Source organism: Mesorhizobium sp. USDA 3734, from assembly GCF_056279665.1.
On sequence record NZ_JBWCCW010000001.1, the window covers coordinates 1,080,662 to 1,099,308 of the forward strand.

Genomic DNA, 18,647 nt, shown 5'->3' on the forward strand with positions numbered 1-18,647 from the left:
AATGCCGCGCGCAAAGGCGTCGGCCATCGCATAGGCGTGACGCAGGAGCTGATCGTATTCCTCGTCTCGATCGCTCTCTTCGTCTATTTCTCGATCACGCTCGACAACTTTCTCAGTCGGGACAACATCCTCAATCTGATCCGAAATGTCGCCATGCTCGGGATGCTGAGCCTCGGCATGGCTGTCGTCGTGATCGGCCGCGGTGTGGATCTTTCGCTGGTCGCGGTGATGGCCGTGTCGCTGACGCTCTCGATTGTCCTTGCCAACCAGGGCTACGCCTTTTCAACGGCTTTGGTGCTCGGCCTTGCATTCGTGATCGTCGTCGCGATCGTCATGGGCTTTCTGATTGCCTATGTCGAAATCCCCGCGATCTTCGCAACGCTTGCTGTTTCCGCGATCGTTTACGGACTGGGGCGCGGCGTGATCGCCACGCTCGATGTCAACAATGTGCCGGACAATCTGAGCTGGTTCCTGTTTCTGGGGCGCGGTAGCTTTCTAGGCATCCCGATCCCGATCTGGCTTTTCGCAGTGTGCGCCGCCGCCCTCTATTTCTTTCTTCGCAGGACAGGATTCGGACGGTTCATCTACGCTATCGGCGACAACATCTCGACCGCACGGATCACGGGTATTCCCGTCAGGCCGGTCATCATTCTTCAATACGTGCTCTCGGGCGTGATGGCCTTCCTGGCCGGTTGCGTGACGGCGGCCTCCGTCGCCAGCATGAACATGAGGATGGTCAATTCGACACTCATATACGACGTTCTGCTGGTGGTCATTCTGGGCGGCATCGGTCTCACTGGTGGACGAGGCGGGGTCCGCAACGTGCTGGTAGGCACGATTCTGATCGGCCTCCTGCTCAATGGTATGACGATCCTCGACATCTCTTACACAGTCCAGAACCTGGTCAAAAGCACGGTGCTGCTTGGCGCCTTGATCGTGGACGCACTCCTCAACCCTCGCGATGAACAGACGTCGCAGCAGGGAGATATCTGACGCTCAATATCATCCAACGGGAGGAAACCAACATGATGATAGCGAAGTATGCCGCGGCAGCGGTAGTGGCCGGCATTCTCTCACTTGGAGCTGCCCATGCGCAGGACGGCATGGTCGACGAATTGAGACAGCCGACGCTTGATTCACTCGCCGGCAAGAAGGTCGTCTTCGTGCCGATGTCCATGAGTTTCGATCTGCCGGAGGGGTGGGCGGCGATCATGCAAAAGGAGGCGAAGCGGCTGGGCTACACCCTCGATATCCGCGACGCCAACTGGAGCACGGATACCGGCACGCGTGCATTGACCCAGGCCATCACCGAAAAGCCCGACGTCATCGTGGTGCAGAATTTCGACGTTGCATCCTACGCCCGCACGCTGAAGAAGGCCGAGGACTCGGGCATCAAGGTGATCCAGGTCAACATGAAGTCAAGTTACCAGACGGACGCCTTTGTAGGGGCGGACTGGTATGGCATCGGCCAGTATGCTGCCAATCGCATGATCGAGAAGTGTGGCAAGGCGAGCGGTAAAAGCGGCAAGATCGCGATCATCCAGGGGCCGGCGACAGCAGCGGCCAGCGTCTATCAGCTCAATGCGATCTCCGAGACGCTGAAGGGTCATGACGACATCAAGATCGTTTCCAGCCAGACCGGCGACTGGGATCAGTCGAAGGCGCGCGGTATCGCACAGACGGTGATCCAGCAGAATCCAGACCTGTGTGGCATCATCGGGTTTTGGGATGTGATGGACGCCGGAACCGGCGCCGCGATCCAGGAGTCCGGCAAGGATATTTATCTGATCACATCCGGCGGCGGCAACAAGACGGCATGCCAGGGCGTGGAAAACGGAACGTTCAAGGAGGTCATTTCCTACGACGTCGAAGGCCAGGGGCGCGATCTCAACAACGCGATCAAGGTGTTGCTGCAATCGAAAGAAGCGGCAGGCGCCGTGAAGTTCGCGCTGTACACGCCAAACAAGATCATCAGCAAGGAAACGATGTCGACGAACAGCTGTTGGGATCTGGATCAGCTCAAAAAGTAATTTTGTATCAGGTCACTGCGTGGAAACGCGGTGACCTTCCCAGCAATGTCTGCAGTTAGGATCTTAAGATGGAAGCGATCGAGCGCCTCTATTTTCGCTATTTTCCGGAAAAGGTGCTTGGCGAAGTGCTGACCAAGCGCTGGAGCGACAACGCCGTTCCCGTGCTTGCGACGATCGTGACGATCAGCTTTTTTCTTCTCCAGAATCCGCATTTCTTCACGCTGTCGAGCCTAACAGAGACGTCGCGCCAACTGTCGGAATTCTCGCTGGTCGTCGTCGCCATGGGCATTGTGCTGCTGGCGGGAGGCCTGGATCTCTCGGTCGGCAGCGTGTTTGCCCTGGCCAACATCACGGCCCTTGTTTGCATCACCTTGCTGGAATGGCCGGTCTGGGCCACCGTGATAGCCACCTTGGCCGTCGGCGCCCTGTGCGGTGCGGTCAATGGCTTCCTGATCGGCTATTTGCGGATCCGCGCATTCCTGACAACGCTGGTCACGCTCATCATCATTCGATCGATCGTCGACATCCTTCTCCTGCGTTATGCGGTTCAGATATCGGCGGTTTTCCCGGAGTCCGACCTCTGGTTCTTTATCGGAGAAGGCCAGGTCCTTGGCATTCCCTTCTCGTTCCTCGTCGCCATCGTCGTCATAGGGCTCTGGCACGTCATTCTCACCAGGGCGCGCGCCGGATGGCATATTACGGCTGTCGGCGGCAGCCGTCGTTCCGCCTACAATGCCGGCCTGCGGGTCAAGTTCACCATCTTCACCACCTATGTCTGGTCGAGCGTGCTTGCGTCGTTGGCCGGCGTGTTCTTCGCGGCACGCCTCGGCAGCGCCGGATCAGATACCGGAGTCGGCCTCGAAATCGCGGCGCTGACCGCCGCGGTCCTTGGAGGCAACAGTCTGGGCGGCGGCCGTGGGTCGGTGGTGAAATCCGTACTGGGCGCGGTTGTCGTGCTCATTCTGACTGACAGCATGGTTCGCGTCGGTATCAGCGGCGGCATCAGTTCCATGATCCTCGGAATTGTTCTGCTCGTCGTGGTGGCCATCGACGTCCGTTGGCTGAAGAACCGGCACAAGCTTCTGAACAAGGTGTATGTGTCACCCGGGTATTTCCGTCTCCCGGCACTTCCAGAGACCGACGCGGGATCTGACAGTCCCTACGCGCTCAACGATCGGCTGAAGGATGTTTCGCTCATCGGCAAGGGCGAGATCGAAGGCCCGGAGGACGTCATTTTCGATCGGAACGACAATCTCTATTGTCCAAATCGGCACGGCGATATCGTTCGCTTCTTCGCGCCGGACTACACCAAGTGGGAGATATTCGTTCATATTGGCGGTCATCCGCTGGGGCTGGCTTTTGACGCCAACGAGAACCTGAATGTCTGTATTGGCGGGATGGGTCTCTATCAGGTTTCGCCGGATCGGCAGGTCACAAAGCTGACCGACGAGACCAAGCGGACGGTCCTTTCGGTGATCGACGATTCCCGTTTGAAGCTTGCCGACGACCTCGACATCGCGCCGGACGGCCGCATCTTTTTTTCTGAAGCAACCATCCGTTACGACATGCACGACTGGGCGACAGATGCGCTGGAGAGCAGGGGCAACGGCCGCCTGATCTGCTTTGACCCACGCGATCGTTCGACCAAAACGATCCTCAGAAATTTGCAATTCCCAAATGGGGTCTGCATGGCCGGCGACGGACAATCGTTCTTCTTTGCCGAGACCTGGGGCTGCCGTGTAAATCGATACTGGTTCGACGGTCCCAAGAAGGGCACCTGCGAAACGACGATCCCGAATCTTCCGGGGTATCCCGACAACATCAATCGAGCCTCGGACGGAAGTTTCTGGGTGGCTCTTGTCGGCATGCGATCGCCGGCTCTCGACCTGGCGATGAGAATGCCGTCGCTGCGCAAACGCATGGCCAAGCGTGTCGCCCGCGACGAATGGCTGTTCCCGAACATCAACACGGGGTGCGTGCTCAAATTCAAGCCGAACGGCGAAATCGTGGAATCCTATTGGGACCTTGGAGGCAAGAACCACCCAATGGTGACGTCGATGCGCGAGCACAAGGGATATCTGTATCTCGGCGGGCTCTACAATGATCGGATAGGTCGTCTCAAGCTGCCCGACGCTGATCCAACCTGGACGTCACAAGCGTCCTATTGGGGAGCAAACGCATGAGCATGTCTGGTCGCATCGGCAGTATCTTCGACAAGTTCATGGGTGGGCGCGGCGATCATTCCATCACGGTTCCGGTCATGGACGGCGCGCTCAAGCCCAACAACTACCTGGAGCGCATTGCCAGCGTCTCGATGATAGATGGAGCGGACAATCTGACGATTGCGAAGGGGCAAATGCTGCTCACCTCTGGCAACCGGCTGGTTGAACTTCACGACGACGGAAGTACCTCCATTCGGAGCACTTGCGATACCGAGATCACCTTCCTATCCGCATCACCGCAAGGGGCCCTTGCCGTGGGCTTGGACAATCTTGGTATCGCGATCGTCGGTGGTCGGCATGACGGCAAGCGACTTGCCGCGAATCTGTCCGGCCCAGCAGCTCAACTGTCCAACGGCAGCCGTTTTCCTGGATGAAGACACGCTGGTCGTTTGCAATGGTTCGAGCGCCCATTCGGCCCTCGAATGGAGTCGGGATCTCTTGAATCTTGGCCGCAGCGGAAGCGTCGTGAGAATTGATCTGGGAGCCGGAAATGCGAGCCTCATCAAGGGAGGCCTAGGATTTCCCTCGGGCGTCACAGTAGCCAGGGACGGCAAGCTGGTCATTTCTGAAGCCTGGAAACATCGCCTTTTGGTGCTGGACGTTGTCGACGGCAGCGTCGCAACGGTGCTTGCGGATTTGCCCGCATATCCCGGACGGATTCAGCCAGCCAGCCAGAATGGATACTGGCTAACGATGTTTGCGGTCCGCTCCCAGCTGCAGGAATTTGTGCTGCGCGAAAACCGCTACAGGCGCGAAATGATGGAAACCATTGCGCCGGAATATTGGATCGCACCTACGCTTTCGAGCGGACGCAGCTTCAAGGAACCGCTGCAAGCGGGTAGCGTCATCCGACTGGGCATCCACAAACCCTGGGCACCGAGCCGTTCCTATGGTCTCCTGCTTCGTCTCGATGACAGCTTTCAGCCAATTTGGAGCGCCCACAGCAGGGCTGATGGCCGCCGGCACGGCATCACATCCTGTGTTGAAATCCGCGATAGGCTGTTCATCGCCTCCAAAGGTCGCGGCGAAATCCTTGCGCTCGATCATCTCTCTCCGACCGAGCCGGACGACCTCTCGGTTCTCATGGGGTCGGCAGCATGACACCGATTGTCGAACTCAAGGCCGCTACAAAGGATTTTCGCGGCAATCCCGCTTTCTCGGATGTCGACTTTCAGCTGCTGCCCGGTGAGATTCATGCGTTGCTCGGCGAGAATGGCGCCGGAAAGTCGACACTGACGAAGATCATCGCCGGCGTCTATCCGCTCAGCAGCGGCAAGATGTTCATCAACGGCCGTGAGGAGAAGCTCGCAACCCCGGCTGAGGGGCTCGCGAAAGGGATAGCCATGGTCTACCAGGAAAACAGCCTGGTTCCGTCGATGTCGGTCGCTCAGAATATTTATCTGGGAAAAGAGAAGCCTCTGAACCGGCTTCGCGGCATTTACATTTCCGCTCAGCAATTCCTCCAGTCCCTGAACTTCCACGTCGATCCTTCAGCCATCGTGGGCTCTTTAGGCGCCGCACAGAAGCAGATGGTCGAGATCGCGCGAGCGGTGCATCACAAGGCAAAGGTAATCATCTTCGATGAACCGACGGCGACCCTTACGCCGGAGGAAAAGAGCTACTTCTTCAAGCTGATCAGGAAGCTGAAGGACGAGGGGGTCTCCATCATATTCATTTCGCATGCGCTTGAAGAGGCGCTCATGGTTGCGGATCGGATTACCATCCTGAGAGATGGCAGGCTGGTGGCCTCGGACAAGGCCGCCGCGTTCGATAGGCAGAAGATCATTCAGGCCATGGTCGGTCGAACGCTGACAGATGAGATCTACAGCGGTGCCTCGCGCATGCGCGCTCCAAGGCCGCGTGGCGCAAAAGTGCTCTCGGTCGAAAATCTCTCGATGGGCAACATGGTGCGCAACACGTCGTTTTCGCTGTATGCGGGGCAGGTGACCGGGATTTTCGGCCTGGTCGGCTCCGGCCGGACCGAGACGCTGAAGGTGGTATGCGGGGTTCTGAAACGCGATTTCTTTCATGGCGGAGAAGTCAAGATCGACGGCCAATCCAAGCGCTATCTGGTGCCCGCGCCGGCTGTGCGCGACGGCATTGTCTATGTGACCGAAGAGCGAAAGGCGGAAGGCTTCTTCGAGACGATGAGCATTGCCGAAAACATCTATATGGGCCAGCTCGGCGGACAATCCTTTGGCGGCTTCAACATCGTGTCCATGAAGCAAGCACGGTCCGTTGCCGAGGAATGGCGTAAACGTCTCAATGTGAGGGCCATCGACCCGGACGCGAAAGTCATCGAACTGTCCGGCGGCAATCAGCAGAAGGTCGTGATTGCCAAAGCGCTCGTCCAGAAGCCAAGACTTGTGGTCTTCGATGAGCCGACGCGGGGCGTCGATGTCGGCGCTATCGCCGAAATCCATACCTTCATAAACCAGCTTGCTGACCAGGGGATCGCAGTCGCGGTAATCTCGTCTTACCTGCCGGAGATACTCAGCCTTTCCGACCGCATCCTCATTGCCCGCCAGGGCAAGATCGTCGAGGAAATGGACCGCCGGATTGCCACGGAAGAAACGATCATGTACGCGGCCGTCCATTAATGAGCGGCGATCGCAAGGTCACGATTGTCGAGGTGGGCCCTCGTGACGGCCTGCAAAATGAGAAAAATATCGTCTCGACCGAGGACAAGCTGAAGCTCATCCGTTTGCTGGCAGATGCGGGTCTTTCTCGTATCGAGGTCACCGCGTTCGTCTCGCCAAGATGGGTGCCCCAGATGGCCGATCATGACGCGGTGATGCGACGGACGCCGGCGCGGAAAGGCTTGATACGCTCCGTGCTGGTGCCCAACGACAAGGGTGCCATCGCCGCGATTGCCGCGGGCGCTGACGAACTGGCCGTCTTTACCAGCGCCTCGGAAACTTTCGCGTCCAGAAACATCAACTGCACCATAGCCGAAAGCCTGGAACGATTCGTGCCGGCGATAAGCCTCGCGAGGTCGCATGGCATTCCAGTTCGCGGCTACGTGTCTTGTGCCGTCGATTGTCCTTACGAGGGCGAAATCGCACCCGAAGCAGCCGCAATTGTTTCTTCGCAACTGATGGACCTGGGTTGCCATGAGATCTCGGTAGCGGATACGATCGGCCGGGGATTGCCGGAACGCGTAAGTCTCATGCTGGAACGCGTACTCGACCGGGTTCCAGCACCGATGGTAGCCTGCCACTTCCATGACACTTCCGGGCGAGCTCGTGCGAATGTGGACGTCGCGTTGGATTGGGGCATCGCTACGTTCGATAGTTCCGCGGGCGGCCTAGGGGGCTGTCCTTATGCTCCAGGTGCTGCAGGCAACATTGGCACCGGAGTTATCAACTCCCATCTAACACAAAAAGGTTACGCGACGGGGGTTGATCCCGACGGACTTCGACTTGCTGAAGAATTTGCTCTTGGCTTGAGGTAGGGCAACCACCCGCTAACTGTTTGTTTTCGTTGAAGAGATGACCTCCCTCAGCGATCAGCATGATCGTTATCTATCAATAACTTAAGAAGCGGTTCGCCAATGGCGACACAAGAGGTGGTCCAGCCCCTCGCCGATCGCATTTTGGCAGCTTGCGCCTCATGCCGGACCTAGTCCGGCCATGCGGAAGGAGAGTTTGGAAACCTGCGCTTGGCCTCTAGCTGATCTGCTTGATAAACGTTTCAAGCATATCGCGAAGCCTCTGGGCGTCTTCGTTTCCATACGACCCTTCAACACGTGCTTCGTGGTCCTGCACGCGCCGATTCTGGCTTTCCAACAGGGCAGCGCCTTTATCGGAAAGAAACATCCTCACCTTGCGACGGTCGTTCGGATCAGGAACGCGGTAGGCAAGCGCCTCCTCGACCATGCGGTCGACGAGTTTCGTCAAGGTGGGATGATTGATCGCCAGCTCGTCGGCCAGCTTGCCCATGGTGGAGCCGCCGCCCTCGGACAGCGCCATCATCAGCCGCCACTGGTCGAGTGACACGCCTTCGGCGTTTAGCTGCCGGCTGATGTGCCGATTTGCCTGGGCCAGGAGGTGTGAGAGATGATCGGCGAGGGGACGGCGTTGCATGGTCTTTGATTCTGCAATTGTTTAATCGGAAACTATGTATATTATTTGCTGTGGAAGTGGAAGACGACCACTCCATGAACTGCTCGAAAAGGCAGCACGCGCAATGTCCCACGAAGGCAGGGGCTCCCCGGCAAGGCATGTCGACAGGCTCGAAGTCGACCGGAATATGCTTGTCCCAACGGATACTCTTGCCCGGCCGGCTAGGCCGGCGCCACGGCGATGGAATGTCGGGCATTCCGATCCGCGCTCTTTCCACGTCGTTTCGAAACGACCGGTCCGGGTCGGGCTGCTTGTGCCGTTCCAGGGCGCGGATGCGATCTGGGGTCCCTCTTGCCAATATAGCGCCGTCTTGGCGGCGGCCGAACTCAACGAGCGCGACGGGATTCTTGGTCGTCCGATCGAATTGCTCGCCGCCGATGCCGGCGGCAGCCCTGCCGCGGTTGTCGAGCGCGCGCGTGAACTGGTCGAGCGCGATGGCGCCGAAGTGCTGGTCGGGGTGCACCTGTCCTCGGTACGCGTGGCGCTGAACGAAGCCTTCGCGGGGAAGATCCCGTATGTCTTCGCGCCTCTCTATGAAGGCGGCGAGGAACGGGCCGGGGTCTTCGCGATAGGCGACGTACCCGAGCAGCAATTTCCTGGGCCTGTGCGCTGGCTGATGGAAAACCGCAAGGCACGGCGCTGGTTCCTCGTCGGCAACGACTATGTCTGGCCTCGTGCCTCGCACCAATGGGTGCGGCGGTTTGTCGAGGAAAATGGCGGCGAGGTCGTCGGCGAGGAATATGCCGGTATTGGCCAGGGCCAGACCGAACGCCTGATCGATCTCGTCGCGCGGGCCCGTCCCGACATCGTCTTCGAATCCCTGGTCGGCGCGGAATGCGTCCCGTTCAACCGCGGCTTCGCCAGCAGGGGCCTGAGCGAACAGATCATCAGGCTCTCCGGCGCGATCGAGGAAAACACCCTGATGGCCATAGGGGCGGACAACACAACCAATCTCTATTGTGCCGCGGGCTATTTCAACGCGCTCCGTACACCTGATAATCTCCGCTTCCTCAAACGCTATCGCGATGCCTTCGGTGTGACGGCACCGGTCCAGGGCGTGCTCAGCGAGGCCTGTTACGAGGCATTGCAGTTTTTGCATGCGCTGGCCAACAAAGCGCGAAGCCTGTCGATACCCAACCTCGCGGCCGCGCTCGAAGGATTGAGATACCGCGGCGCAAGGGGAGAGGTCGTGATCCGCAACGGGTCGGCCTGTGGCGCAACGTTCCTGGCGCGTGCCGACGGCACCGAATTCCAGATCCTGCAATCCTTCAATCTCTAACGCCGTTCGGCATCCATTGACCGGCCGACCGCCAAGCGCGGTGATGCCTGTTTGCGGGCGATGCCGAGGGCCCTCGTGCCCGTCTGCCGTCACTTTGGCGCGTCCATTTCTTTTTAGCCGACTGTCGCCGATGGACAGGTTTCGCCGCCTGGTTGACTCGTCAAAAAAGTACTTGAAAAGTGAAATATTGAATATATAACAAATCGGCACGCTTCTCTCTCGCAATTCAAGGCTGGGCCGACCAGGCCAGCCGCGGACGACATCATGTCGGCCGGAGAGGAGGCTTGTCCGATCGACGACAAGAAACAAGAAAAGAGGGTGAACAATGAAGATGAACAGACGTGGTTTCCTGGGCGGGACGGCATTGACCATCGCGGCGCCCTGGATCATGCGGGCGAAGGCCGAGGGCACCATCAGCGTTGCCAGCATCTACGACCTTTCGGGCGGGCTCGAGATCTACGGCCAGCCGATCGACGCCTGCCTCGATCTGGCGATCTCGGAGCTCAATGACGGCGGCGGACTGCTGGGGCGCCAGATTGCGCTGCAGAAATACGACCCTCAGTCCAACATCCAACTCTACACGCAGTTCGCCACCGAGGCAGCCACAAGCCTGAAGGCGTCTGTGGTGTTCGCCGGCATCACCAGCGCCTCGCGCGAAGCGATCCGGCCGATCCTGCGCCGCTACGAGACGCTCTATTTCTATTCGCCGCTCTATGAAGGCGGCGTCTGCGACCGCAACATTTTCTGCACCGGCTCCACGCCCGCCCAGACGATCGGCAAGCTGATGCCATTCGCCGTCAAGAACTACGGCAAGAAGGTCTATGTGCTGGCGGCGGACTACAATTACGGCCAGATCTCGGCGAAGTGGGTCAAGGATTATACCGGGCAGTCAGGCGGCGAGGTGATCGCGGCGGAATTCTTCCCGCTCGACGTCACCGACTTCAGCGCCGCGATCCAGAAGATCCAGGCGGCCAAGCCGGACGTCATCTACACGCTGCTGGTCGGCGGCAACCACATGTCCTTCTTCCGGCAGTGGGCAGCCGCCGGCATGGCCAACAAGATCCCGATCGTCTCGACCTCGTTCGGCGGCGGCAACGAGCACATCGTGCTGACGCCGGCGGAGTCCGATGGTGTCGTCTCGGCCTTCGGATATTTCCAGGAGATCAAGTCGGAAGCCAACGACGCCTTCGTCAAGCGCTACCACGCCAAGTTCGGCGACAAGGCGCCCTACGTCACCGAACATGCGTCGGCGACCTACAATGCCGTCCATCATTGGGCCAATGGCGTCCGAAAGGCCGGAACGGTCGACCGCATGGCCGTCATCGAAGCGATCGAGAGCGGCTCGACGGTGCAGGGGCCGGGCGGTCCCTCGACAATCGATCCCAAGACCCATCACTGCGCCACCGACGTCCACATCGCCAAGGTCAAGGACCACGCCTTCGAGATCCTCGAAAGCTTCCCCAACCAGCCGCCGGCCGACACGGCCGCGGTCTGTGACCTGACCAAGAACCCCGACGACACCCAGCAATACGTCATCGAGTGATCTTGTGCCGGCGGGGCTGCCGCGCCCCGCCGCCTCCGGCTTTGGGAATTTCAGCAGTGGATTTTTTTATTGTCGTCTTGCTCCAGATCGTGGGCACGATCGGAAACCTGGCTCTCGTCAGCGTGGGCCTCGCCGTCATCTTCGGGATGATGCGGGTCATCAATCTCGCTCATGGCGAGTTCATCATGCTCGGCGGTTTCGCGACGATCTTCAGCGTGCATGCCGGCATCAACATCTGGGTCGCCATGCTTCTGGTCGCCCCGCTCGCGGTCGCCTGCGTCGGCGTGGTCGTCGAGCGGCTGATCATGCACCGTCTCTACGGCCGCATGGTCGATACCATGCTTGCCAGCTGGGGGCTCAGCCTGCTGCTCATCGGGCTTGCCACGACTTTCTTCGGCAACCGGGTGGTGGGGGTCGCGGCGCCTGTCGGCAGCTTCCGCATCGGCGCCTACAGCCTCGGCGCCTATGACCTTGTGATTGCGTCGGTCAGCCTTGCCGTCTTCGTCGGCGGCTATGTCGTGTTGCGCTGGACGCCGTTCGGGCTCCTGGCCCGCGCCACGATGCAGAACCGCGAAATGGCCGCTTCGCTGGGCATAGAGCCATCGCGGGTCTACGCGGTCACCTTCGGGGTCGGGGCAGGCTTGAGCGGGCTCGCCGGCGGGCTCTTGGCGCCCCTGTCGGGCGTCGTGCCGACCATGGGCGTCGCCTATGTCGCCAAGGCTTTCATCACCGTCATCACCGGCGGCGCCAGCATCATTGTCGGCACGGCGGCGAGCTCGCTGCTGCTCGGCAGCATCAACACCGTGACCACCTTTCTCACCACTCCGGTCGTCGGCGATGTCGCGCTCCTGGTTTCGGCAACCATCTTCCTGCGCCTTCTGCCGACCGGCATCACCGGCCGCATCTTCAGGGGCGCGCCATGACCCGGTCAACGCCTGTGCAGGTTGGCCTGGCGGTCGTCATCGGCATCGCGCTGATGGTGCTGCTTCCGCTTGCGGCGCCGCTCTACACGGTCATCAACGCGACCCTTTATGTCAGCATGGCCATCTTCGCGCTGAGCCTCGCCCTGCTCTGGGGCTTCGGCGGCATCCTTTGCTTCGGACAATCCGCCTTCTTTGGTCTGGGGGCGTATGCCTATGCCATCGCCGCGATCAATTTCGGCGACACCACGATCGCCTGTGCATTCGCCGTCCTGATCCCTGTCCTGTTTGCCGCGGCACTCGGCTATTTCCTGTTCTACGGCCGCCTGAGCGACGTCTATCTCGGCGTCATCACGCTGACCGTCACCTTGATCCTGTTCAAGCTCATTAACAGCACGGGCGGCGATGCCTGGCGCATCGGCAAGGCGCGCATCGGCGGCTTCAACGGCATCCCCGACACGCCGCCGTTGCGCGCGCCGTTCACGGGCGAGATCCTGGGCCCTTCGCAGCTGTTCATGCTGGCGATGGCATGCCTGATCATCGTCTACGCATTCTGCAAATGGCTGACCGTGACCCGCTTCGGCCGGACGGTCGCAGCGGTGCGCGAGAACGAGGTCCGGGCGGAACTTCTCGGCTACAATTCGAAGCGGCTGAAGCTTGCCATCTTCTGCATCTCCGCCGGCATGGCCGGCCTCGCCGGGCTGCTGTTTGCCAACACGGTCTTCGTCAGCCCGACGATGTTCAGCCTGTCGATGGCGGCACAGGTGCTGATCTGGGTGGTGGTCGGTGGCCTCGGCACCTTCGTCGGGCCGGTCGTCGCCTGTGTCGCCCTGCAGATGCTGGCGGGCACTCTCGGCAAGCTTGGCTGGATCGACCCGAACATCGTGCTCGGCGCCCTGCTGATCGCTTTCGTCGTCTTCGTGCCGAGCGGCCTGCTGCCCGCATTGACAGGGGCCAGCGAGGCTCTTCTGGAGCGCCTTGGCAAAAGCCGGGGCAGAGGCGTCGGGCAAGGCAAAGTCGAAAGGGGCCATGTGTCGTGAGTGGGCCTATCCTCAGCGCCAGCGGCGTGGCAGTGCATTTCGGCGGCGTGAAGGCGCTCGACGGAATCAATCTCTCCATCAATCGCGGCGAGTTGCGCTGCCTGATCGGCCCGAACGGCGCCGGCAAGACGACATTCTTTCGCTGCCTGACCGGGGCGCAAAAGCCCAGTCTCGGCACCATAAATTTCGATGGCGAAAGCATCGGCGGCCATGAGCGCTATGAGATCGCCCGTGCCGGCATCGGCATCAAGACCCAGGTTCCCAGTCTCTTCGACGGCCTCAGCGTCGGGGAGAATTTATGGCTGTCGATGCGCAAGATTTCGGACGAGCGCAAGCGCCAGGCCCGCATCGGCGACGTGCTCGAGCGCATCGGCATCACCGAGCTTCGACAGATGATCCTTGGGCGCATGGCGCATGGCCAGCGCCAACTGGTCGAACTGGCAATGGTGGTCGCGAGCGATCCGGAGCTCGTTCTGCTCGACGAGCCGGCTGCAGGCATGACGAGCGCCGAGGTCGAGCGGCTCGCCAGTGTGATCCTCGACCTGAACCGGAACCATACGGTGGTGGTGGTCGAGCACGACATGCAGTTCATCCGCATGATCGCGAACATCGTCACCGTGTTTCACCAGGGCAAGGTGCTGGTCGAGGACCACGTCGAAAACATCCTGCGCAACGATCAGGTCCGCGATGTCTATCTGGGGAAGAAGAATGTCGCCTGAGATCCTCAAGACCACGGGTCTCCGCGCCGGCTACGGCCGTATTCCCATTCTGTTCGGGATCGATCTGAGCCTGCATGCCGGCGAGTTCGTCGGCATTCTCGGCCACAACGGCATGGGCAAGTCGACGCTGCTGAAGACACTGATGGGGCACCTGCCGGCCACGAGCGGCGCGATTGTCTTCGACGGGCACGAGGTGACACACATGTCGCCGGCACGCCGGGCACGCGACGGACTGGGCTACGTTCCGCAAGGCCGGCAGATATTTCCGGCCCTGAGCGTCCTCGACAATCTTCGCGTCGGCGCCGCTCAGCTCGGCCGCGTCGCTGGCCGCCAGGCCATCGAGCGGGTCGTCGAGGAGCTTCCTCGTCTCAAGCCGATCCTGACGCGCACGGGCGGCGTGCTGAGCGGGGGTGAGCAGCAGATCCTCGCGCTTGGCCGTTGCCTGTGCGCCGAGCCGAAGCTCGTCCTGCTCGATGAACCGACCGAGGGGATCCAGCCCTCCATCATCGAGGAGATGAAGGACACTTTGCGCCATCTCTCTCGATCGCGCGGTATGGGCGTCCTTCTGGTTGAGCAAAATCTCGACTTCATCAGCGATCTGGCCAGCCGCGTCCTGGTGATCCAGCGCGGCATGCTGTCCGCGCAGGTCGATCCCGAAGCCCTGCGCCACGCGGAAATGGCGGCCGGTTACCTGCCATCCGTACCCGAGATCATCCAATCCTAACGAACGAGGCCAAAATGTTGACCATCACCGCAATCATCCGGGCCCGCAAAGGCTACGAGCAGGCCATGTCGCAGGCGCTGCTGGAGGTCGCGGAACATGTCCGCGAAAACGAGGCGTCGACCGTTGGCTTCTTCATATCCCAGGACCTTTCCGACCCTTGCGTCTTCACCACCTACGAACGGTTCACCGACAAGGCCGCCATGGATACGCACAATGGCTCGCCGGTCGTCGCCCGCTTCTTCGGTATCGCCAAGCCCATCCTTGATGGCGCCGTGACGCTGGTCACCTCCCAGGAAGTTTCCGCCAAGGCCTGACTGTCTCGACGTCGCCCCAGTCCACGAGGAGATCGAAATGAACGCACCCATCACGCTGAAGCGCCTAGGCCCTGACGCCGAGACATTCATCGGCAAGCAAAAGAAGCTCTACATCGATGGCAAGTGGGTCGCGGCGGCATCCGGCGAGACGTTCCCGGTGATCGATCCGCGCCACTGGCCAAGTCTTCGACCATGTACCGGCCGGCGACAAGGCCGATATAGACCGCGCTGTCGTGGCCGCGCGACGCGCCTTCGACGATGGTCCCTGGGCGACGATGACGCCGGCCGACTGTGGCAAGCTGGTGTGGCGGCTGGGCGACCTGGTCGAGAAGCACGCCGATGAGATTGCCCAGATCGAGGCACTCGACAATGGCAAGCCGGTCAACGATGCCCGCTTCGGTGACGTCGCCTTCTCCTACGAGTTGTTGCGCTACATGGCGGGCTGGAGCACGAAGATCACCGGGCAGACGATCCCGCTGTCATCCGGCACGCCGTTCCACGCCTACACGCTGCGCGAGCCGGTCGGCGTGTGTGGTCAGATCGTGCCGTGGAGTTTCTCCTTCATGATGGCTGTGTGGAAGATCGCTCCGGCGCTCGCCGCCGGCTGCACCGTCATCTTGAAGCCGGCCGAGCAGACCCCGTTGACGGCGCTCAGGCTCGCCGAACTGGTCGAGGAGATCGGCTTTCCCGCCGGAGTGTTCAATGTCGTCACCGGCTTTGGCGAAACGGCGGGGGCTGCCCTTGCCGCCCATCCGGACGTCGACAAGATCGCCTTTACCGGCTCCACCGAGGTTGGCCGCAAGATCCTTGCCGCCGCGCAGGGCAATCTGAAGAAGGTGTCGCTCGAACTCGGCGGCAAGTCGCCAATGATCGTCTTTCCCGACGCCGATCTGGAAAAGGCCATTCCCGCCGTAGCGTCAGGCATCTTCTACAATATGGGCCAGACCTGTTCGGCTGGAACCCGGCTCTACGTGCACAAGAATGTCTCCGACGCCGTGCTCGACGGGGTGGCGCGGCTGGCTGAAAAAATGCCGATCGGCCCTGGCCTCGACCCGCTCAGCCAGGTCGGTCCGCTCGTCTCCGACGAACAGTTACAGAAGGTGCGCGGCTATATCGAGGAGGGGGTGAGCGAAGGCGCCGAGCTTTTTTCTGGCGGCAAGCGCGTCGGCGATGCCGGCTATTTCCTGCAGCCGACCATCCTCGCCAACACGCGCAACCACATGTCGGTCGTGCGCGAGGAGATTTTCGGGCCGGTGCTGTGCTCCGCCAGTTTCGATGATGAAGGCATAGACGCCGTCGTTCGCGAGGCCAATGACTCGATCTATGGGCTGGCCGTCGGCGTTTTCACCCGCGATCTCAGCACGGCCCACAAGGTCGCCAAAAGACTGAAAGCCGGCACGATCGGCATCAACACGCATCACGTCGTCGATCCTGCCCTGCCGTTTGGAGGCTTCAAGCAGTCGGGCTGGGGTCGTGAACAGGGGTACGAGGCGATCCAGCTCTACACGGAGGTCAAATCGATCGGGGTCGCGCTCTAGATCGATGCCTGTGCCGTTCCGGTCTGGAACGCCGCCGATTGCAAACAGGAAGTAGGAGAGCAAGGACGTCATGGGGTTTTCCCTCGCGCAGCGCATGAACGCGGACCGCTTCTGGTCGACCATCGAAACATCCTCGCAGATCGGTGTCGGCCGGGCAGGCGGCCTGTCCGGTCTCGCGCTCGGCGATGCCGACAAGACGATGCGCGACCTTTTCGTTCAATGGTGCCGGGAAGCGGGGCTCGCCGTGACCGTGGATGCGACAGGCAGCATCTTCGGGCGACGCGCCGGTGTGGATGACGACCTTGCACCGGTCATGATCGGCAGTCATCTGGACACCCAGGCCAACGGGGGACGTTTCGACGGCATCGCTGGCGTGCTTGCCGGGCTCGAACTCGTCCGCACTTTGAATGACGCGGGCCATGTCACCGGACGGCCGATCGAGATCGTCAACTGGACGAACGAAGAGGGTGCCAGATTTTCCCCACCGATGATCGCTTCAGGATGCTTTGCCGGTGAGTACGCGCTCGACTGGGTGCATGCCCGGCCTTCCGACGACGGCCCCACCCTTGGCGAGGCGTTGAAGCGCATCGGCTATCTTGGCGATGCGCCGGTCGGCGGCAGGAAGATCGACAGCTATTTCGAATTGCATATCGAGCAAGGCCCGGTGCTCGATGCGAAGAAGGTGCAGGTTGGCGTCGTCACCCATGGCTACGTGTCACATGGTGCGCTGGTGGAGTTTCGTGGTGAGACGGCGCATACCGGTCCGACGCCAATGGACAGGCGGCACAATGCCCTGTTGGCGGCTGCCCGACTGCTGGTAGCCGTGGACGACATCGGTTGGGAACACGCGGGAACAGGCGGCAAGGCCACGGCGGCAAGACTGGTCGCTTGGCCCAACAAGCCCGGCATACTCTCCGACTGGTCGCAGGCGGTCTGCGATGTGCGCCATGACCATCCGGAAACGGCCAAGGCGATGGCCGAGCGCATGCGCGCTGCAGTGACCGAGGCTGCCAGGCGTGCGGCGTGCGAGGCAAAGATCCTCGACATCTGGGAGTGGGGAGGCAGGATATTCGCGCCGGCACTGATCGATCTGGTCCGGCAGAAGGCGCAAGATCTCGGCTACAGCCATCGCGACCTGCCGAGCCAGGCCGGTCACGATGCCTATTTCCTGGCGCGCATTTGCCCGACCACCATGATCTTCACGCCGTGCAAGGACGGCATCACCCACAACAACGCGGAGTTCACGACCAGGGGCGAGATCGCGCCGGGGCTCAACGTGCTGCTGCATGGCGTTGTGACGCATGCCGATCGTGGGTGACCGTTTGGGTTTTGGCTTGTAGGATTACCGTTTCGACGCGACTATCGGGTCCCTGTCGATATTCTCAAATCGCCGTCCCAATGTTGAAGACATCCTCGGCAACCGACCTCACGGCCTTCGCCGAGCATTATGTTAGGCGCCTCTCTTCCATTCTTGTCGCCGCCACGTTTCTTCGTGACCGTGGAATGTCGAGGCCGTGGCCGGAACCTGAATCAGCAGCTCGTTTCGCAACGCCGCCAGGCATTGCTCCGACCGCATAGACCGCGATCGAACTCAAAGACCGTCTATCTTGCCGATGGGTAATTCGGGAGAACGCTCGCACCGATAAGCAGCTCCTTCTGAAACTCCGAACCCAAAAGCAGCCGGTCGGCATACGGCCCCAATGCGGCCACGCTCATAGCGCTATGGTCAATATGCACTGATTGACCTTCTTTGTGGATAGAACTGAGGCACCCGCGTGCATGGAAACCAGTCCTCCTCCTGGTCGTTCAGTTCGCCAGACCATACGAGAGAATACGAAGGAAGCGGCTTGGCGAGCCATCCGCTAACATATTGATTTTGTTTAGAAAACTCTAACCCACCGGGTCCGCCATTGTCGTTATTTGTCAATGGGTTATGAGGTGATTCGCCACGCGGTTCGCCAATAGGAATCTCGTCATCCCGCAACGGGCAGGACTTGAAACGGGCAGGACTTGAACAGTCGGCCAGCGTGGTTCGGCTCAACGTATCGAAGCGTGTTCGTCGAACGACATGGACCGGAGCCTCGCACACATCGCCCCAAGACCAAACCTTTCGCCATATGCGGTGGAAAAATTAGGCTAATCGATCTGTGCCGCAGATCTGGCGCGGTCCATATCGCCGTGGACGCCGAGTGCT

The 18,647-nt window shown here is 60.6% G+C and carries 17 protein-coding genes; 16 read left to right on the forward strand and 1 reads right to left on the reverse strand.

The window, feature by feature from the left end; all coding sequences use genetic code 11:
• Positions 1–36: 36 nt before the first annotated feature.
• The 7 genes from ACZ89F_RS05115 (at position 37) to ACZ89F_RS05145 (ending at position 7,706) form a co-directional block, all read left to right on the forward strand.
• A complete protein-coding gene (locus ACZ89F_RS05115) occupies positions 37–993 on the forward strand; it encodes an ABC transporter permease (protein ID WP_476090690.1) in 957 nt (318 codons plus the stop codon).
• Between the two features lie 32 nt (positions 994–1,025).
• The gene (locus tag ACZ89F_RS05120) at positions 1,026–2,030 is read left to right on the forward strand and encodes a sugar ABC transporter substrate-binding protein (protein WP_056566257.1); all 1,005 of its coding nucleotides are present in this window, start codon (positions 1,026–1,028) and stop codon (positions 2,028–2,030) included.
• A gap of 68 nt (positions 2,031–2,098) precedes the next feature.
• The gene (locus ACZ89F_RS05125; protein WP_476090691.1) at positions 2,099–4,213 is read left to right on the forward strand and encodes an ABC transporter permease; all 2,115 of its coding nucleotides are present in this window, start codon (positions 2,099–2,101) and stop codon (positions 4,211–4,213) included.
• Entirely contained in the window at positions 4,210–4,626 is a 417-nt protein-coding gene (locus ACZ89F_RS05130) for a hypothetical protein (protein WP_476090692.1), read from the forward strand. Before ACZ89F_RS05125 ends, ACZ89F_RS05130 begins: the two co-directional genes overlap by 4 nt.
• The gene (locus ACZ89F_RS05135; RefSeq protein ID WP_476090693.1) at positions 4,550–5,353 is read left to right on the forward strand and encodes a hypothetical protein; all 804 of its coding nucleotides are present in this window, start codon (positions 4,550–4,552) and stop codon (positions 5,351–5,353) included. Before ACZ89F_RS05130 ends, ACZ89F_RS05135 begins: the two co-directional genes overlap by 77 nt.
• A complete protein-coding gene (locus ACZ89F_RS05140; protein WP_476090694.1) occupies positions 5,350–6,852 on the forward strand; it encodes a sugar ABC transporter ATP-binding protein in 1,503 nt (500 codons plus the stop codon). The genes ACZ89F_RS05135 and ACZ89F_RS05140 overlap by 4 nt, the downstream gene beginning before the upstream one ends.
• Positions 6,852–7,706: a hydroxymethylglutaryl-CoA lyase gene (locus ACZ89F_RS05145; protein ID WP_476090695.1), complete on the forward strand. Its 855-nt coding sequence runs from the start codon at positions 6,852–6,854 to the stop codon at positions 7,704–7,706. The genes ACZ89F_RS05140 and ACZ89F_RS05145 overlap by 1 nt, the downstream gene beginning before the upstream one ends.
• A gap of 214 nt (positions 7,707–7,920) precedes the next feature.
• Here ACZ89F_RS05145 and ACZ89F_RS05150 read toward each other — a convergent pair whose 3' ends face one another.
• Positions 7,921–8,337, reverse strand: coding sequence for a MarR family winged helix-turn-helix transcriptional regulator (locus ACZ89F_RS05150; protein WP_476090696.1), 417 nt, complete (start codon positions 8,335–8,337; stop codon positions 7,921–7,923).
• A gap of 103 nt (positions 8,338–8,440) precedes the next feature.
• Here ACZ89F_RS05150 and ACZ89F_RS05155 point away from each other — a divergent pair, with 103 nt between their 5' ends.
• The 9 genes from ACZ89F_RS05155 (at position 8,441) to ACZ89F_RS05195 (ending at position 17,771) form a co-directional block, all read left to right on the forward strand.
• Positions 8,441–9,655, forward strand: coding sequence for a substrate-binding domain-containing protein (locus ACZ89F_RS05155; RefSeq protein WP_476090697.1), 1,215 nt, complete (start codon positions 8,441–8,443; stop codon positions 9,653–9,655).
• A 325-nt stretch (positions 9,656–9,980) separates the two neighbouring features.
• The gene (locus tag ACZ89F_RS05160; protein ID WP_476090698.1) at positions 9,981–11,198 is read left to right on the forward strand and encodes an urea ABC transporter substrate-binding protein; all 1,218 of its coding nucleotides are present in this window, start codon (positions 9,981–9,983) and stop codon (positions 11,196–11,198) included.
• Positions 11,199–11,254: 56 nt separating this feature from the next.
• Positions 11,255–12,121 (forward strand): ABC transporter permease subunit, encoded by an 867-nt coding sequence (locus ACZ89F_RS05165; RefSeq protein ID WP_476090699.1) that lies wholly within the window; start codon positions 11,255–11,257, stop codon positions 12,119–12,121.
• A complete protein-coding gene (locus ACZ89F_RS05170) occupies positions 12,118–13,158 on the forward strand; it encodes an ABC transporter permease subunit (RefSeq protein ID WP_476090700.1) in 1,041 nt (346 codons plus the stop codon). The genes ACZ89F_RS05165 and ACZ89F_RS05170 overlap by 4 nt, the downstream gene beginning before the upstream one ends.
• Complete coding sequence (locus ACZ89F_RS05175; RefSeq protein ID WP_476090701.1) at positions 13,155–13,877, forward strand: ATP-binding cassette domain-containing protein; 723 nt, start codon at positions 13,155–13,157, stop codon at positions 13,875–13,877. The genes ACZ89F_RS05170 and ACZ89F_RS05175 overlap by 4 nt, the downstream gene beginning before the upstream one ends.
• Positions 13,867–14,601, forward strand: coding sequence for an ABC transporter ATP-binding protein (locus ACZ89F_RS05180; protein ID WP_476090702.1), 735 nt, complete (start codon positions 13,867–13,869; stop codon positions 14,599–14,601). Before ACZ89F_RS05175 ends, ACZ89F_RS05180 begins: the two co-directional genes overlap by 11 nt.
• 14 nt (positions 14,602–14,615) lie before the next feature.
• Positions 14,616–14,915, forward strand: a complete 300-nt coding sequence (locus tag ACZ89F_RS05185; RefSeq protein WP_476090703.1) for a putative quinol monooxygenase — start codon at positions 14,616–14,618, stop codon at positions 14,913–14,915.
• Between the two features lie 218 nt (positions 14,916–15,133).
• On the forward strand, positions 15,134–16,453 hold the full coding sequence (locus ACZ89F_RS05190; protein ID WP_476097215.1) for an aldehyde dehydrogenase family protein: 1,320 nt from the start codon (positions 15,134–15,136) through the stop codon (positions 16,451–16,453).
• Between the two features lie 70 nt (positions 16,454–16,523).
• Complete coding sequence (locus tag ACZ89F_RS05195) at positions 16,524–17,771, forward strand: Zn-dependent hydrolase (protein WP_476090704.1); 1,248 nt, start codon at positions 16,524–16,526, stop codon at positions 17,769–17,771.
• Positions 17,772–18,647 lie beyond the last annotated feature (876 nt).

Coding starts and splice junctions, on each gene's coding strand:
- ACZ89F_RS05145 (WP_476090695.1), top strand. CDS start 6,852: ATGAGCGGCGATCGCAAGGTCACGATTGTCGAGGTGGGCCCTCGTGAC.
- ACZ89F_RS05170 (WP_476090700.1), top strand. CDS start 12,118: ATGACCCGGTCAACGCCTGTGCAGGTTGGCCTGGCGGTCGTCATCGGC.
- ACZ89F_RS05185 (WP_476090703.1), top strand. CDS start 14,616: ATGTTGACCATCACCGCAATCATCCGGGCCCGCAAAGGCTACGAGCAG.
- ACZ89F_RS05120 (WP_056566257.1), top strand. CDS start 1,026: ATGATGATAGCGAAGTATGCCGCGGCAGCGGTAGTGGCCGGCATTCTC.
- ACZ89F_RS05140 (WP_476090694.1), top strand. CDS start 5,350: ATGACACCGATTGTCGAACTCAAGGCCGCTACAAAGGATTTTCGCGGC.
- ACZ89F_RS05135 (WP_476090693.1), top strand. CDS start 4,550: ATGACGGCAAGCGACTTGCCGCGAATCTGTCCGGCCCAGCAGCTCAAC.
- ACZ89F_RS05130 (WP_476090692.1), top strand. CDS start 4,210: ATGAGCATGTCTGGTCGCATCGGCAGTATCTTCGACAAGTTCATGGGT.
- ACZ89F_RS05195 (WP_476090704.1), top strand. CDS start 16,524: ATGGGGTTTTCCCTCGCGCAGCGCATGAACGCGGACCGCTTCTGGTCG.
- ACZ89F_RS05180 (WP_476090702.1), top strand. CDS start 13,867: ATGTCGCCTGAGATCCTCAAGACCACGGGTCTCCGCGCCGGCTACGGC.
- ACZ89F_RS05155 (WP_476090697.1), top strand. CDS start 8,441: ATGTCCCACGAAGGCAGGGGCTCCCCGGCAAGGCATGTCGACAGGCTC.
- ACZ89F_RS05150 (WP_476090696.1), bottom strand. CDS start 8,337: ATGCAACGCCGTCCCCTCGCCGATCATCTCTCACACCTCCTGGCCCAG.
- ACZ89F_RS05160 (WP_476090698.1), top strand. CDS start 9,981: ATGAAGATGAACAGACGTGGTTTCCTGGGCGGGACGGCATTGACCATC.
- ACZ89F_RS05125 (WP_476090691.1), top strand. CDS start 2,099: ATGGAAGCGATCGAGCGCCTCTATTTTCGCTATTTTCCGGAAAAGGTG.